General features: G+C 61.4%; 14 protein-coding genes. 2 read left to right on the top strand and 12 right to left on the bottom strand.

Translation table 11 applies throughout. The features are described from left to right. Positions 1-54: 54 nt before the first annotated feature. The 12 genes from RL_RS35550 to RL_RS35495 form a co-directional block, all read right to left on the bottom strand. Positions 55-1,401 carry an NAD(P)/FAD-dependent oxidoreductase gene (locus RL_RS35550; protein ID WP_011649292.1) on the bottom strand — a complete coding sequence of 449 codons (1,347 nt, stop codon included), beginning with the start codon at positions 1,399-1,401 and terminating at the stop codon, positions 55-57. Further along, positions 1,398-2,915: an aldehyde dehydrogenase gene (locus RL_RS35545; protein WP_011649291.1), complete on the bottom strand. Its 1,518-nt coding sequence runs from the start codon at positions 2,913-2,915 to the stop codon at positions 1,398-1,400. Before RL_RS35545 ends, RL_RS35550 begins: the two co-directional genes overlap by 4 nt. Next, complete coding sequence (locus RL_RS35540) at positions 2,908-3,819, bottom strand: dihydrodipicolinate synthase family protein (RefSeq protein WP_011649290.1); 912 nt, start codon at positions 3,817-3,819, stop codon at positions 2,908-2,910. The genes RL_RS35545 and RL_RS35540 overlap by 8 nt, the downstream gene beginning before the upstream one ends. Next, positions 3,816-4,532: a GntR family transcriptional regulator gene (locus tag RL_RS35535; RefSeq protein WP_011649289.1), complete on the bottom strand. Its 717-nt coding sequence runs from the start codon at positions 4,530-4,532 to the stop codon at positions 3,816-3,818. Before RL_RS35535 ends, RL_RS35540 begins: the two co-directional genes overlap by 4 nt. Before the next feature lie 403 nt (positions 4,533-4,935). Then, the gene (gene gfa / locus RL_RS35530) at positions 4,936-5,508 is read right to left on the bottom strand and encodes an S-(hydroxymethyl)glutathione synthase (RefSeq protein WP_011649288.1); all 573 of its coding nucleotides are present in this window, start codon (positions 5,506-5,508) and stop codon (positions 4,936-4,938) included. 54 nt (positions 5,509-5,562) lie between these two features. Beyond that, entirely contained in the window at positions 5,563-6,399 is an 837-nt protein-coding gene (gene fghA, locus RL_RS35525; protein WP_011649287.1) for an S-formylglutathione hydrolase, read from the bottom strand. 3 nt (positions 6,400-6,402) lie between these two features. After that, on the bottom strand, positions 6,403-7,530 hold the full coding sequence (locus RL_RS35520) for an S-(hydroxymethyl)glutathione dehydrogenase/class III alcohol dehydrogenase (RefSeq protein WP_011649286.1): 1,128 nt from the start codon (positions 7,528-7,530) through the stop codon (positions 6,403-6,405). A 151-nt stretch (positions 7,531-7,681) separates the two neighbouring features. Then, the gene (locus tag RL_RS35515; RefSeq protein WP_028743879.1) at positions 7,682-8,377 is read right to left on the bottom strand and encodes a dimethylsulfonioproprionate lyase family protein; all 696 of its coding nucleotides are present in this window, start codon (positions 8,375-8,377) and stop codon (positions 7,682-7,684) included. A 15-nt stretch (positions 8,378-8,392) separates the two neighbouring features. Then, positions 8,393-9,334 (bottom strand): electron transfer flavoprotein subunit alpha/FixB family protein, encoded by a 942-nt coding sequence (locus RL_RS35510; RefSeq protein ID WP_011649284.1) that lies wholly within the window; start codon positions 9,332-9,334, stop codon positions 8,393-8,395. Positions 9,335-9,358: 24 nt separating this feature from the next. Next, positions 9,359-10,108 carry an electron transfer flavoprotein subunit beta/FixA family protein gene (locus RL_RS35505; RefSeq protein ID WP_011649283.1) on the bottom strand — a complete coding sequence of 250 codons (750 nt, stop codon included), beginning with the start codon at positions 10,106-10,108 and terminating at the stop codon, positions 9,359-9,361. 18 nt (positions 10,109-10,126) lie between these two features. Continuing rightward, positions 10,127-10,732 (bottom strand): dimethylsulfoniopropionate lyase, encoded by a 606-nt coding sequence (locus RL_RS35500; protein ID WP_011649282.1) that lies wholly within the window; start codon positions 10,730-10,732, stop codon positions 10,127-10,129. Between the two features lie 48 nt (positions 10,733-10,780). Next, entirely contained in the window at positions 10,781-12,817 is a 2,037-nt protein-coding gene (locus tag RL_RS35495; protein ID WP_011649281.1) for an NADH:flavin oxidoreductase, read from the bottom strand. 148 nt (positions 12,818-12,965) lie between these two features. Between RL_RS35495 and RL_RS35490 the strand changes: the two genes are divergently transcribed. Both RL_RS35490 and RL_RS35485 read left to right on the top strand, forming a co-directional pair. Beyond that, positions 12,966-13,595: a TetR/AcrR family transcriptional regulator gene (locus tag RL_RS35490; protein WP_011649280.1), complete on the top strand. Its 630-nt coding sequence runs from the start codon at positions 12,966-12,968 to the stop codon at positions 13,593-13,595. A gap of 11 nt (positions 13,596-13,606) precedes the next feature. Beyond that, the gene (locus RL_RS35485) at positions 13,607-14,401 is read left to right on the top strand and encodes a pyrroline-5-carboxylate reductase family protein (protein WP_011649279.1); all 795 of its coding nucleotides are present in this window, start codon (positions 13,607-13,609) and stop codon (positions 14,399-14,401) included. The last annotated feature ends 22 nt before the right edge of the window (positions 14,402-14,423 follow it).

The raw sequence follows: 14,423 nt of genomic DNA, 5'->3' as shown, positions 1-14,423 counted from the left end.
CCCATTGTCATTGAAGTCTGCGAGCGGGCAGTCTTCATATTGCGCGGCGAGAGATCATCCCTCGCGGCCTGCACGCAATTCCTGAAAGCGGATAACCGAATTGACCCCCAGCCACGCAAAGGGCTCGGGAGGTAATTTGCTCGGTTCCGGCTGGTTCCTGTATCGGTCGAGTTCGGGGCTACCCGCGCCGGCAGCCAGATCGGCCGCCATCATCCCTGCGAGCGTGCTCTTGACAGTGCCGAGGCCATTCTCGCAGCAGGCGGAAAAAAGCCCCTCTTCGACCTCGCCGAATGCCGGCACATGGTTTCGGCTGAGGCACAGAGCACCCGCCCAGCTATATTCCATCGGCAGGCTTTCCAGTCCGGGAAAGCGCGCGTCGAACGACCGGCGCTGCTCGGCCGCCACGCCGGCGACCCGCTTCTCGGACACCTGGAGGCTCGGGTCGTAGGTGAACCTCGTCCTGATGACGATTCTCGAACGACCATCGGTGGTGATCTTTCGAACCGTCGCTCCCATCGGGTCGGCCGGCAGCAGCGCCCAACGATCTGCGCCCGTCACATCGCCGCCGAACTCGTTCTGGGAAAAGGCTGATGTCATCGACGCGTAGGTGAAGATGTGCATCAGCCGTCCGCGAAAATGGCCGAAGCTTTGAATATGGCCGTTCACGCCTAGAATGACCTTCGGCGCGGAAACAGATCCTCGGCCGGATTTCGCCTTCCAGGACCTGCCCTCGCGCGAAAGCTCCAGCACCGGCGAATGCTCGTGGATGGCGACCTTTGAGCTAAGTCCCCGCGCCAGGGCGCGAATATAGTCGGCGGGCTGGATCATCACGGCGCCTGGCGTATAGAGCCCTCCGCGATAATAGCGCGAGCCGGTCATCTCCCGCATCTGATCGGCATCGAGAACGCGATGCTCCTCGCCGATCTTTTCGAGCGACTTCCTGTAGTTGTCGTTAAGCCCGAGCCCCCGCTCGGAGGCTGCCGCATTCACCTTGCCAGACGGGTCGAAGGTTTCCCTGGACAGGCCGTATTCCGCCGCGACATCGGCTGCGAAGGAAATCGCCAGACGGTTCTGCCTGATCTCGTCCTTGGTCGCCTCTTCGTCGGCCACCGAATATTCGCCTGACGACAGATTGTGCGGCACGTCGATCATGAAGCCGGAATTCCTCCCGGCCGGTCCCTTGGCGACTTCGCGAGCCTCGAGGACGACGATCTTGTCCTCAGGGCGCAATTGCGAAAGGCGGCGCGCCGCCGACAGGCCGGCAAACCCCCCGCCGACGATTAGCCAGTCCGCGGTAATGTCGTGCTCAAGCGCTGTTGCGGGAAAGGCGCGTTCGCTGATCGCCTCCCATCCCGAAACGCCGGTGTCGATCGGCAAGCGCTTGATCACATGGCGGGTCATCGGATGGTCTCATCGACCGAGCGTTCCGAGACATCGATCCAGATGGTCTTGAGTTCGCAGTAGTTGTCATGGGCGAAGACCGACTTGTCGCGGCCGCCGAACCCGGACTCCTTGTAGCCGCCAAACGGCGTGCTGGCGTCGCCTTCGCCAAAGCAGTTGACGGTGACGACGCCGGCGCGGATCTCGCGCGAGAGCTTGATGGCGTTCCTCAGGCTGCCGGTATAGACGGACGCCGTCAGACCGTAATTCGTGTCATTGGCAAGAGCGATTGCTTCGGCAAGCGAATTGAAGGTGGTCACCGAAAGCACCGGCCCGAAGATCTCTTCCTGGAAAAGACGGCTGGCAGGCGTCACACCCTCGACCACTGTCGGTTCGATAAAGATGCCGCCATGCGTTTCACCACCGTGGGTGACCGTCAGCTTCTCCTTCCTGGCGTCGTCGAGGAAGGATTTCACCTTCTCGAAATGGGCCTTGCTGACAAGCGCGCCGATGCGGTTTGCAGGGTCGAGCGGGTCGCCCGTCTTCCATTCGCGCATATAGGCGCCGATGCGCTTCAGCAGTTCGTCCTTGACCTTGGAATGAACGATCAGACGCGACGTGGCCGAGCAGTTCTCGCCCATGTTCCAGAAGGCGCCGTTGACGACCTGCTCGGCAACGAGGTCCAGGTCTTCGGCATCGTCGAGGACGACGGCGGGGTTCTTGCCGCCGCATTCGAGCACGACGCGCTTGAGGTTCGAGTCCGCTGCATAGCGCAGGAAGCGGCGGCCGGTGGGCGTCGATCCGGTGAAGGCCACCATATCGACATCCATGTGCATGCCGATCGGCTCGCCGACCTCCTTGCCGCCGCCGGTCACGACATTGAACACGCCGGCTGGAATGCCCGCTTCATGGGCAAGCTCGGCGACGCGCAGCGTGGTGAGCGTCGTCTCCTGTGCAGGCTTGACGATCACCGAGCAGCCGGCAGCAAGCGCCGGGCCGATCTTCCAGGCCAGCATCAAAAGCGGAAAATTCCACGGAAGCACACATCCGACGACGCCGACTGGCTCACGCACGATCATTGTCAGTGCGTTGGCGCCGACAGGCGCGGTATTGTCATAGAGCTTGTCGATCAGTTCGGCGTGCCAACGGATCGTGTGAATGGTATCGGGAACATCGACCGTCTGGCATTCGCCGACCGGTTTGCCACTGTCGAGGCTCTCCATGACGGCGAGCTCGTGACGATTGTCCTCGAGCAGCCTGGCGAGTTTGAGGAGCACCGCCTTGCGTTCGCCTGGCGAACGCAGCCGCCAGCGGCCGTCGTCGAAGGCTTGCTTTGCCTTGGAGACGGCGGCGTCGACATCGGTGGCGTCGCATGCGGCGATCTCGGCGAGAACCTCGCCCGTCGCGGGATTCGTCGAGGTGAATGTCTGCCCGGAATTGGCCGGACGAAATGCGCCGTCGATGAAGGCATTCGTTGGAAACTGAAGGCCGGCGGCGATCGCCTTGTATTCGGAGGCGGTCAAGGGTTCATGCATGATTTACTCCCGAGGTGATCTGGGCGACCGTGCGCTTCAACGTGGCGACGACGGTCTGAAGGGTTCGCTTTTCTTCGGAGTTGAGCGGACGCAGCGGCGCGCGGACCGATCCGACATTCAGCCCGATCAATTCGCATCCGTGCTTGATCGATTGAACGAACTTCCCGCACTCCAGGAAATCCATGAGCGGCAGCATCGCCATCATGATCGCCCGACCCTTGTCGAAGTTCTTTTCGAGCACGCAGGCTTCGTAGAGGGCGACATGTTCGCGCGGCAGGAAATTGGAGCCGGCGCAGACCCAGCTCTTCGCGCCCCAGGCGAAGAATTCGAGCGCCTGGTCGTCCCATCCGCAGGACAGAGCAATATGCGGAAATTTCCGGGCAAGCAGGTGCAGATTGCCCATGTCGCCGGAGCTTTCCTTGATGGCGATCACGTTCCTGGACTTGCCGAGGCGGGAGAAATACTCCTCGCCCATCATCACGCCCATGCGGGCCGGATAGTTGTAGAGCATGATCGGCAGGTTCGCCGCGCGGTCGACGGTCAGGGCGTGGACCGCATTCTCGCGTTCGGTCGGCAGCGCGTATGGCGGTGACGACACCAGGATTGCATCCGCGCCGATTTCCTTCGCCGCCTTTGCGTATTCGACCGAATCTTCGGTCCGCGTGGCGCCGGTTCCGATAATGAGCGGCAGCCGCGTGCCGATGACTTCCCTCGCATAGGCCGCGAGCTCGAAACGCTCCTGGCTGCTCTGGGCGTAGTACTCGCCCGTCGAGCCTCCGACGATGATGCCGTGGACGCCCGCCTCGATCAGCGATTCGAGCACGGCGGCAAATCCAGCCCTGTCGATCTGACCATTCTGGTCGAGCGGCGTCACCGCCGGCGTATAGATCCCCTCAAACTTCACGACGATTTCTCCAATAATTGCGTGGCGGGGCCGCCGAGGAAGGCGTCCGCCTTGAGGCCTTGCGGGGCGATGAACATTTCCATGTTCTCGCGGGACAATTCCCAGTGTTCGAAGACGAGGTCGACGACTGCATTTTCGTCGTGAGCGCCGAGCGCATCGATGAAGCTGTCATGATGGCCAACGGCCACTTGAAGCCGCCGCTTCATGTCCTCGTTCCTCGGCCGGAAGAAGGTGTGGCCGATGCGCGCGTGGTCGATGAGCAGCCGGCCCAGGCTCGGCTGCAGATAGACGTTGCCTGACATCTCGCCGAAGATTTCGTGAAAGCGATTGTTCTCGAGGACCATCGCCAGAACGTCCATGTTCTCGCTCGCGGCGCGGAACCGCTCCTGAGTCTGCTTCAGGTCTGAAAGCTGAGTAGGCTTGAAGTTCTGCACGGCGAGACGGCCGATCGCCGCGTAGATCATCGGCGCAACAAGAAAGAAATTTCGCAGGGTGGAGTGGTTCATCGGGATGACCCGCGCGCCCCTGTTCTCGCGGATGTCGATATAACCCTCACCGGCAAGGCGACGGAATATGTCGCGGACCGGCGTCCGGGAGAGGCCGTACTTTTCGCTCAAACTGGCCTCGTCCAGATCGGCATCCGGATCCAGCTCCATCGTCAAAATCTGCCGTTTCAGATCTTCGTAGAGATTGCTCTTCGGTGTCTTCGCCATCGTCGCTCTCCGGCCGCTCGTTGCTCTACGCCGTGAAGATGGCACGCCTCCCGTGACGAGTCAATAATTGTGTACTCTGCGTACACAATTAGTATTTCTTAAATACACAATGATGCCGCGTAAAGTGTCCCCGGCGCGCGTCAGGCGTCATTTCAAAGCGCTGTCCAGGATCGACGTTCCGCGGCGACGGCCGACGCGGAGTTCCCCAAGCGGATTATCGTGGCGGGTCTGTGAGAATTTCTGGCAGTCGAGGCTGATGCGGTTCTTATGCGCATCAACCTCGATCATCAGGCGTCGGAAGCCTGGCCGCCGGCAGACCGGCGCGCGGCATCACGGAATATCTCGATATCCGGATAGCGGCGGTTTGTCGGGGAGCGCCGCGTCGGCGCTCCCCTGGGTCAAATCACGCGGCCAGGACGCCGCTCTTCTTGGCCATCCAGGTTGCGATGTAGTCCATAAGGCCAGGGTTTAGGCAATCGTAAGGCTCGAGGCCGGACGTCTTCAACTGCGCCCTGACAGCATCCATCTTCGCGGGGTCGAAGCCGCTTTCGATGATCGACGACACGAAGGCCGCAAAGCCCGGCTTCGCCCAGCCGCTTTCCTGAAAGCGTTCCGGATGGACGAACGACAATCCCTGGAACGGATGTTCGCGCACGACCGGCCCATACATATGCACGCCGCATTCCTTGCAGGCGTGGCGCTGGATCAAGGCTGTGGAATCGACGACGGCGAGTTTGTCGCCATTCTCCTGAACTTCGATGCTTTCGGTCGGCGCAACGGCCACGACTGAAAAGACGAAGCCCTCGGGCTTCCAGCACTTCGTGCAACCGCAGGCATGATTGTGGGCGATGTCGCTCTTGATCCTGACCTTCACGGGGTTGCTTGCGCACTTGCAGACGAGCGTCCCGCCTGCGAAAGCAGCGTCAGTCGCCCGAAAGCCTGAATCCACTGCCGGATGTATGGCTATGCTGGTCATGGGTTTCTCCTCCCCTTCTGGGCCGTTTGCGATATGCCCGGCCAAGCTCTGCAATCAGTCTCCCAACCTCCGCGCGTGCCAGCGCAGATGGTCTTCCATGAATGTCGAAATGAAGAAGTAGGAGTGGCCGTAGCCTTCCTGCATGCGAAGCCGCAGGCTGATGCCGGCCGTCTCGCAGGCTTGCCTGAGCTCTTCGGGGCGCAATCCCTCCTCCAGGAAGCTATCCGCCGTCCCCTGGTCGACGAGGAATTCGGGGAACCGGTGCCCATCTTCGATCAGCGAGCAGGCATCATATGCCCGCCAGGCCGTTTCATCCGATCCGAGGTATTTCCGGAATGCCGGCTTTGACCAACCGGAGACCGAGGGGTGGCTGATCGGAGCGAAGGCCGAGCAGCTGCCGAAGCGTCCGGGGTTCTTGAGCGCAATCGTGATCGCGCCATGTCCGCCCATCGAGTGTCCGAAGATGCCCTGTCGGTCCATGTCGACCGGAAACTCGGCGGCGATAAGCTTCGGCAATTCATCGACGACGTAGCTGTACATCCGATAGTTCTGTACGAACGGCGGCTCGGTGGCGTCGACGTAGAAGCCGGCACCCTTGCCGAACTGCCAATTATCAGCTTCGTCCGGGACGGCATCGCCCCGCGGACTGGTGTCGGGGCAGACGACGATGATGCCAAGTTCTGCGGCAAGACGCCGATACTCGCCCTTTTCCATGACGTTGGCATGGGTGCAGGTCAGACCGGAAAGGTACCATAGAACCGGCAGCTTCCGTGCTTTGGCCTGCGGCGGCAGGAAGACCGCAAAGGTCATGTCGCAGTCGCAGGCGTCCGAGCGATCGAGGTAAACGCCCTGGGTGCCGCCATGAGAATTTTCGGTCGAGATCGTCTTCATGGCTCAGTACACGACCACGCCGCGGATGCTTTCGCCCTTGTGCATCAGCTCGAAGCCCTTGTTGATGTCTTCGAGCGGCATTGTGTGGGTGATCATCGGATCGATCTGGATCTTGCCCTGCATGTACCAGTCGACGATCTTCGGCACGTCGGTGCGGCCGCGCGCGCCGCCGAAGGCGGTGCCCATCCAGTTGCGGCCGGTGACCAGCTGGAACGGACGGGTGGAGATTTCCTGGCCGGCGCCGGCAACGCCGATGATAATCGACTTGCCCCAGCCGCGGTGCGATGCTTCCAGCGCCTGACGCATCACCTTGGTGTTGCCGGTGCAGTCGAAGGTGTAGTCGGCGCCGCCGATCAGATCGCCGTGGCGCTTCGTCAGGTTGACGAGATAGGGCACGATGTCGTCGCCGACCTCCTTCGGATTGACGAAGTGGGTCATGCCGAACTTTTCGCCCCAGGCCTTGCGATCAGGGTTGATGTCGACGCCGATGATCATGTCGGCACCGGCAAGACGCAGGCCCTGAAGCACGTTGAGGCCGATACCGCCAAGCCCGAAGACGATCGCCGTGGCGCCGATCTCCACCTTGGCGGTGTTGATGACGGCGCCGATGCCAGTGGTCACACCGCAGCCGATGTAGCAAATCTTGTCGAACGGAGCGTCGGGATTGACCTTGGCAAGGGCGATCTCCGGCAGCACGGTGAAGTTCGAAAAGGTCGAGCAGCCCATATAGTGGTGGATCTTGTCCTTGCCGATCGAGAAGCGCGAGGTGCCGTCCGGCATCACGCCCTGGCCCTGGGTTGATCGAATCGAGGTGCAGAGATTGGTCTTGCGCGAGGTGCAGGAATAGCATTCGCGGCATTCCGGGGTGTAGAGCGGAATGACGTGGTCGCCCTTCTTCACCGAGGTGACGCCGGGGCCGACATCGACGACGATGCCGGCGCCTTCATGGCCGAGAATGGCCGGGAAGAGGCCTTCCGGATCGGCGCCCGACAAGGTGAAATCATCGGTGTGGCAGATGCCCGTCGCCTTGACCTCCACCAGCACTTCGCCGGCCTTCGGGCCTTCCAGCTGCACGGTCATCACTTCGAGCGGTTTTCCTGCCTGAACGGCAACGGCGGCGCGAACGTCCATTTTGATATCCTTCCTCTTAAATTGAATTCTGATGCTACATATTCGAAGGGGCCGGCTTCTCACCGATCTGCTGCTGCGTCACAGCCGAGATTTCATGCTCTCGCCTTCGCGCTTTTCATTCATCTCAGGCTCATTTTCGCCAAGGACCCCATCACCTCTCCCGCTCAACCTGGCACCAGACCGCTAGCAGCGGCCGGGCTGTGCATCTTATCGCGAAGGATTCGCCGGCGTCATTCGCAAAGACGGTACCGACACCAGCAGAGAACCACTCGGAATCGCCAAGGCGGATTTCACCCGGCGAAAGCAGAATGAAGGCGCGGGGCTGCGTCTGAACATGGTCGGGAAATCTTGTATAGCGATCCATATAGATCACGCCGACCCTGAGATCGGCGCGTTCCTCCATGCCGCCAGGACCGACCATGACGGCATGGGAGTGCGTATTGCCAAAATTCAGGCTTGCGAACGGACCGGAGCGGCCGCGTCTCCAGAGCAGCTTGTCGGCGAGACTCTGAAACTGGCCGGCGATCGCCTCGTATTTCCGTCCCGATTTTGCAAGATGGCCGATGGCGTCATCAAGCCCTTCGGGCGCGCCGGGAAGAGGCCCGCCCTCCGGACGCACCTTGCCGGTCTTGAGCAGTTTCTGGAGGACCTTGCCCGCGACGAAACTGGCGACGGCAGGAGCCTCGGCCGACAACATCAGCCCGCCGACATCATTGAGGAATTCCTGCAACGGCCGAGAACGTCTTTCCCTCCCGATGTCGTGCAGCCGTATGTATGCCGGCTTCTCGTCATCGTGCAGGAGAAGGTCGGCACCAGGTTTCATTGGACGTCCCACGACGCGCGCCACGTTCGGTCTCCCCCGCTAGAGCGCCTTTTGCAATTCCGGCAGGGCGTCGAAGAGATCGGCGACCAATCCGTAGTCGGCGACCTGGAAGATCGGCGCCTCCTCGTCCTTGTTGATGGCGACGATGACCTTCGAATCCTTCATGCCGGCCAGATGCTGGATGGCGCCTGAAATGCCGCAGGCAATATAGAGCTGCGGCGCCACCACCTTGCCGGTCTGGCCGACCTGCCAGTCGTTCGGCGCATAACCGGCATCGACGGCCGCTCTGGATGCACCGACGGCAGCACCGAGCTTGTCGGCAAGCGGCAGGATGACTTCCCTGAACTTCTCCGCCGAGCCGAGCGCCCGGCCGCCGGAGATGATGATCTTCGCAGAGGTCAATTCCGGACGGTCGGAGGCCGACAGCGCGTCCCTGACGAAGGTCGACAGTCCCGGATCGGAAACCGCCGGGATCGCTTCGACGGTGGCCGATCCGCCTTCCGGTGCAGAGGCGAAGGAGGCGGTGCGCACGGTGATCACCTTCTTCGCGTCGCTTGCCTGCACCGTCTGGATGGCATTGCCGGCATAGATCGGCCGCTTGAAGGTGTCGGACGAGATCACCTCGATGATCTCCGAGACCTGGGCGACATCGAGAAGGGCAGCGACCCGCGGCAGCACATTCTTGCCGACCGAGGTGGCAGCCGAGATGATCGTGTCGTAGCTGCCGGCCAGCGAGACGATCAGGTCGGCCAGCGGTTCGGCCAGATTGTTGGCGAGTTCGTCGCTTTCGGCCAGCAGCACCTTGGAGACGCCGGCAAGCTTGGCGGCGGCATCGGCAGCAGCCTTGGCAGCTTTGCCGGCGACGAGAATGTGGATATCGCTTGCTTGGTCCTTGGCAATCTTTGCGGCAGCCGTCAGCGTCTTGGCGGTCTGGTCGGACAGGCTTGCATTGTCGTGGTCAGCCAGAAGAAGAATGGTCATGATGATGGCTCCTGTTCCAACTGATTACAGCACGCCGGCTTCGTTTTTGAGCTTGTCGATGAGTTCGGCGACCGACTTGACCTTGACGCCGGCCTTGCGGCCGGACGGCTCCTCGGTCTTCAACACCTTGAGGCGTGGCGTGGTCGAGATGCCGAAATCATCAGGGCTCTTCTTGTCGAGCGGCTTCTTCTTCGCCTTCATGATATTCGGCAGCGAGGCATAACGCGGTTCGTTCAAGCGCAGGTCGGTGGTGACGACCGCCGGCAGCTTGATCTCGATCGTCTGCAGACCGCCATCGACTTCGCGGGTGACCTGAGCCTTGCCGTCACCGATCTCGATCTTCGAGGCGAAGGTCGCCTGGGCAATTCCCATCAATGCCGCCAGCATCTGGCCGGTCTGGTTGCTGTCGTCGTCGATCGCCTGCTTGCCGACGATGATCAGCCCCGGCTGTTCGGCATCGGCGACAGCCTTCAAGATCTTGGCGACGGTGAGCGGCTCGATTTGATCGTCGGTCTCGACCAGGATCGCCCGGTCGGCGCCCATGGCAAGTGCCGTCCGCAGCGTCTCTTCGGCCTTGGCAGGGCCGATCGAGACGACCACCACTTCCTCGGCCTTGCCGGCCTCCTTCAGCCGCAGCGCCTCTTCCACCGAGATCTCGTCGAACGGGTTCATCGACATCTTCACATTGGCAAGCTCGACACCCGTGCCGTCCGGCTTCACCCGGATCTTCACGTTGTAGTCGACAACCCGTTTGACTGGGACGAGTATCTTCATGGGCAACCCCCTTTATTTCTAAACTGCTGGCCGTTCGGCAAGTAATGCCCAGAAGGCGAAGAGCGGCGTGTCGAGCGACCTCATGGCATGCTTGATGTCGGGGACATTGTAGAAGGATCCGCCGATGCCGGGCGAAAACCAGTCCCCTTCCCCCTGCTGGAACTCTCCCTCGGACAGTACGAGGTAGACCTCCTCTGGCGCATGAACGTGGTCGGGATAGCGCACCTGAGGCGCCATCAACGTCACGCCGATCCACAGGTCGCTCCGTTCCTCCAATCCTCCCGGGCCGATGATCATCGCATTAGCATGCCCATCGACAAAATTGTCGCTGGCCGTGTGGTCATACTTGGTGCGCCGGCGCCATTCAAGCATTGGCTCGATGCCTTTGAACCCCTCGATCAATTGCGTCAGCGAAGGATAGGACGTATCGATCGAGAGCGCTACATCAAGCTGAGCGCACACGGGCAATCGGCTTCCCTCTCCCGCCCGCGCAGCCCCCGGGCGCTCCAGCGCCGCAAACATCTGACGGACCGAGCGGCGGGCTTCCGGGGCTTTGGCGAACTGGTCGAAAGCCACGAAAGCCGCATCCAGGAAAATCTGCAGGCTTTCATTGCGTAAACTCATGTCATCACCTCCCGAGTCGATCGGCCGGCAAGCGGTCCGCTCCTGCGATCAGATATCTTTCGCGATGCGCAGTCCGTCATAGACGGCGGCATGCGTGTTGCGTGCGGCGACGGCATCCCCGATCCGGAACAGCTGGAACTTGCCATCAGGATTGCGAATGACGGACTGGGGTTCTCCGGAAAGAAGCTGGTCGTGCGACATCTCGCCGAGATTGCTCGAGCTGGGCTTCAGCTCGAAATAGAGATCATCGAGCGGAATGGTCCCATGATTGACGACGATCTGGTCGAAGCTGTGCTGCCTGGCGATCCCACCGTAATCGCTGCCGATATGGGCGACGAGCTGGTTGCCGCTCTTCTCGACGGCTTCGAGACGGTAGGTGACGGTGAAGGTCACGTCATGCTTCTGCAGAGACCGCATATAGGGCACCAGGTTCATGGCCATGACCTCGGGCGCGAAGGACCGGTCCGGCGTCATGATCTCGACCTTGGCGCCTGCCTTGGCGAGAAACTCGGCCGCCTGAAGGCCGGCATGGTCGCCGGCATCGTCGAAGATCAGCACATTGGTTCCAGGCTTCACGTCGCCGGAGATGATGTCCCATGACGAGACCACCAGCTCGTTGCCGCTGGCGAGAACCTCGGTATGCGGCAAGCCGCCGGTCGCGATGATGACGACATCGGGATTTTCGGCCGCGATGGTATCGGCCTCCGCCCAGGTGTTGAAGTGGAAGGTGACGTCGTATTTCTCGCACTGGCTCATGCGCCAGTCGATGATGCTGATCATCTCCCTGCGGCGCTCGCTCTGGGCGGTGAGGCGGATCTGGCCGCCGGGATTGTTCGCCGCTTCGAAAACGACGACCTGGTGGCCGCGTTCTCCGGCGACGCGCGCCGCTTCCAGACCGGCCGGGCCGGCGCCGACGATGACGACCTTTTTCTTGGCCTCAGCCTTCGCCACGATATGCGGCATGGTCAGTTCGCGGCCGGTGGCGGCATTGTGGATACAGAAGGCGGCCCCACCCTGGTAAATGCGATCGAGACAGTAATTGGCGCCGACGCAGGGTCGAATATCGTCTTCGCGCTTTTCGATGATCTTGCGGACGATGTGGGGGTCGGTCATGTGGGCGCGGGTCATGCCGACCATGTCGACCTTGCCGGAGGCGATCGCGTGGCGCGCGGTAGCGACGTCAGGGATTTTCGCGGCATGGAAGGTCGGGAAATCGGTTGCGGCGCGAATTTCGCCGGCGAAATCGAGATGCGGTGAACTCGCCATGCCCTGGATCGGGATCACGTCGGTGAGACCCGCATCGGTATCGATGTGGCCGCGGATCACATTGAGGTAGTCGATCAGGCCGCTTTCTTTCAGGCGCTTGGAGATTTCGATGCCGTCGCCCTTGCCGGTGCCGCCGGGAAGACATTCGTCGGCGGTGTAGCGCACGCCCAGAATGAAGTCGTTCCCCACCCTTTGCCGGATCGCTTTGAACACATCGAGGCAGAAGCGCAAACGGTTATCGAGCGAGCCGCCATAGGGACCGTCGAGCTCGTTGGTGAGCGGCGACGTGAACTGGTCGATCAGGTGGCCATAGGCTTCCAGTTCGACACCGTCCATGCCGCCCGCCTTCATGCGCTCGGCAGCGTCGGCGAAATCCTTGATGATGCGCTCGATGTCCCAATCTTCCATCTTCTTCGGGAAGGAGCGGTGGGAAGCCTCGCGATGATGCGACGGCGCCACCACCGGCAGCCAGTCGCCCTTGTCCCAGCGCGTGCGCCGGCCGAGATGGGTGAGCTGGATCATGATCGCCGCACCCTCTTCATGCACGGCGTCGGTCATTTCCCTGATCCAGGGCACGATTTCGTCCTTGTAGGCGAGCAGGTTGTTGAAGACCGGCGGGCTGTCCCTGGAAACCGCGGCCGAGCCTGCCGTCATCGCCAAGGCCACACCGCCCTTTGCCCGCTCCACTGTATAGGCGCGATACCTCTCCTTCGGCATGCCGTCTTCCGGATAGGCCGGTTCGTGGGAGGTCACGATGATACGGTTGCGTAGCGTCAAATGCTTGAGTTGATAGGGCTGAAGAAGGGGATCGTTCGACATGGGCTGTGGTTCCGGATTAAAAAACGCCAGGGCAGACGCTAAGCACAATGTACATATGTGTCAATATTGAAAACATATGGGTCGCCGTTTTCGACACCAATGTACATTTTCCTTGTGCGCGGCCTGATAATTTGATAGGAGATAGCCCATGGATCAGGCATTGAACGACACCGGCTGGCGCGGATCACAGGAGGGATGGCTGGAAGCAGCTTACCACTCGTTGCTGGATTCCGGCGTGGATTCGGTGAAAATTCTGCCGCTGGCGAAGAAGCTCAACCTCTCGCGCACGAGTTTCTACTGGTTCTTCAAGGACCGGGAGGAACTGCTGGCCGGGCTCGTGGCGCGGTGGCGCGACAAAAACACCGGCAATATCGTCAAGCAGTCCGAAGCCTACGCCGAATCGCTCGCCGAGGCGATGCTCAACGTCTTCGACTGCTGGCTCAACAATGATCTGTTCGACGCCAGGTTCGAATTCGCAGTGCGCAGTTGGGCGCTGCAGTCCGACGAGATTCTCGCCGAGGTCCGGCAAGCCGACCAGCTTCGGCTTGATGCGCTCAAGCGCATGTTTATCCGCTTCGGGCTACCAGAAGCGACATCGGATGTCCGAGCGCGAACAACTTACCTCGTGCAGATCGGATACATCTCCATGCAAGCCAAGGAGGAACTCGCCGTCCGCATGAAACGGATTCCCGAATATATCGCGATCTACACCGGCGAAGTGCCGCAGCAGAGGGAGCTCGATCGCTTCTTCTCCCGGCATGGCTACAGGCCGGGTTAGGGAAGGCCGGGATGAGCGTTTCCTTGAGGATCGGTATCATTGGCGGCGGAGGCTGGCTTGGCGGAGCAATCGCCGGCTCGATCCTTGATGCCGGCCTGGTCGAACCTCGAAATCTCTCCCTTTCCTATCGCAGTGAGCAGCCGCGCCGCTTCCCGAATTCTTTCTTGACCACCGACAATCAGGCGCTTGCCGACCGTTCGGACGTGATCCTTCTCTCCGTCCGTCCTGATGACTGGCATGCTCTCGATGTCGATGCCGGCGGCAAGCTCATCATCTCGGTCATGGCGGGCATCCGCCTGGACGCGCTTTCCGAGCGCCACAACACCGGTCGCGTCATCCGCGCTTTGCCGAACGCCGCCGCCGAAGTGGCCAAGTCCTATACGCCGTGGATTGGCGCGCGCGATGTCACCGAAGACGACCGGGCACTCGTCCGCGCGATTTTTCAGGCATGCGGATCTGAGGACGAGGTCGCAAGGGAAAGCGACATCGATTACCTCACCGGTCTTTCCGGTTCCGGACCGGCTTTCCCGGCACTGCTCGCGGCAGCCATGATGCGCGACGCCGTCGCAAACGGCCTGCCGGCGGAGATTGCGCGCCGCGCCGTCAACACGGTGATCACAGGCGCCGGCCGCCTGCTGGAGCGCCACGACGAATGTCCCGATGACGTCGTTGAAACCTTTGTCGGCTATCGCGGCACGACTGCGGCAGCCATCGAAGGCATGCGCGTTGCCGGGTTCGACGCTTCGGTCGCGAAGGGACTATCGGCGGCATTCAAGAAATCGGTGAGTATGGGAGACGCTTCCTGACAACCGTTGGAGTGGGTCCTGC

Source organism: Rhizobium johnstonii 3841 (assembly GCF_000009265.1).
Classification (GTDB): Bacteria; Pseudomonadota; Alphaproteobacteria; order Rhizobiales; family Rhizobiaceae; genus Rhizobium; species Rhizobium acaciae.
Note: the sequence above shows the minus strand (reverse complement) of the source record. Positions and strands in the feature narration are given on the sequence as shown.

Excerpts from the sequence above, each read along its gene's own strand:
- RL_RS35545 (WP_011649291.1), bottom strand. The coding sequence starts at position 2,915 with ATGCATGAACCCTTGACCGCCTCCGAATACAAGGCGATCGCCGCCGGC.
- RL_RS35485 (WP_011649279.1), top strand. The coding sequence starts at position 13,607 with ATGAGCGTTTCCTTGAGGATCGGTATCATTGGCGGCGGAGGCTGGCTT.
- RL_RS35505 (WP_011649283.1), bottom strand. The coding sequence starts at position 10,108 with ATGAAGATACTCGTCCCAGTCAAACGGGTTGTCGACTACAACGTGAAG.
- RL_RS35490 (WP_011649280.1), top strand. The coding sequence starts at position 12,966 with ATGGATCAGGCATTGAACGACACCGGCTGGCGCGGATCACAGGAGGGA.
- RL_RS35550 (WP_011649292.1), bottom strand. The coding sequence starts at position 1,401 with ATGACCCGCCATGTGATCAAGCGCTTGCCGATCGACACCGGCGTTTCG.
- RL_RS35520 (WP_011649286.1), bottom strand. The coding sequence starts at position 7,530 with ATGGACGTTCGCGCCGCCGTTGCCGTTCAGGCAGGAAAACCGCTCGAA.
- RL_RS35510 (WP_011649284.1), bottom strand. The coding sequence starts at position 9,334 with ATGACCATTCTTCTTCTGGCTGACCACGACAATGCAAGCCTGTCCGAC.
- RL_RS35495 (WP_011649281.1), bottom strand. The coding sequence starts at position 12,817 with ATGTCGAACGATCCCCTTCTTCAGCCCTATCAACTCAAGCATTTGACG.
- RL_RS35500 (WP_011649282.1), bottom strand. The coding sequence starts at position 10,732 with ATGAGTTTACGCAATGAAAGCCTGCAGATTTTCCTGGATGCGGCTTTC.
- fghA (WP_011649287.1), bottom strand. The coding sequence starts at position 6,399 with ATGAAGACGATCTCGACCGAAAATTCTCATGGCGGCACCCAGGGCGTT.
- RL_RS35535 (WP_011649289.1), bottom strand. The coding sequence starts at position 4,532 with ATGGCGAAGACACCGAAGAGCAATCTCTACGAAGATCTGAAACGGCAG.
- gfa (WP_011649288.1), bottom strand. The coding sequence starts at position 5,508 with ATGACCAGCATAGCCATACATCCGGCAGTGGATTCAGGCTTTCGGGCG.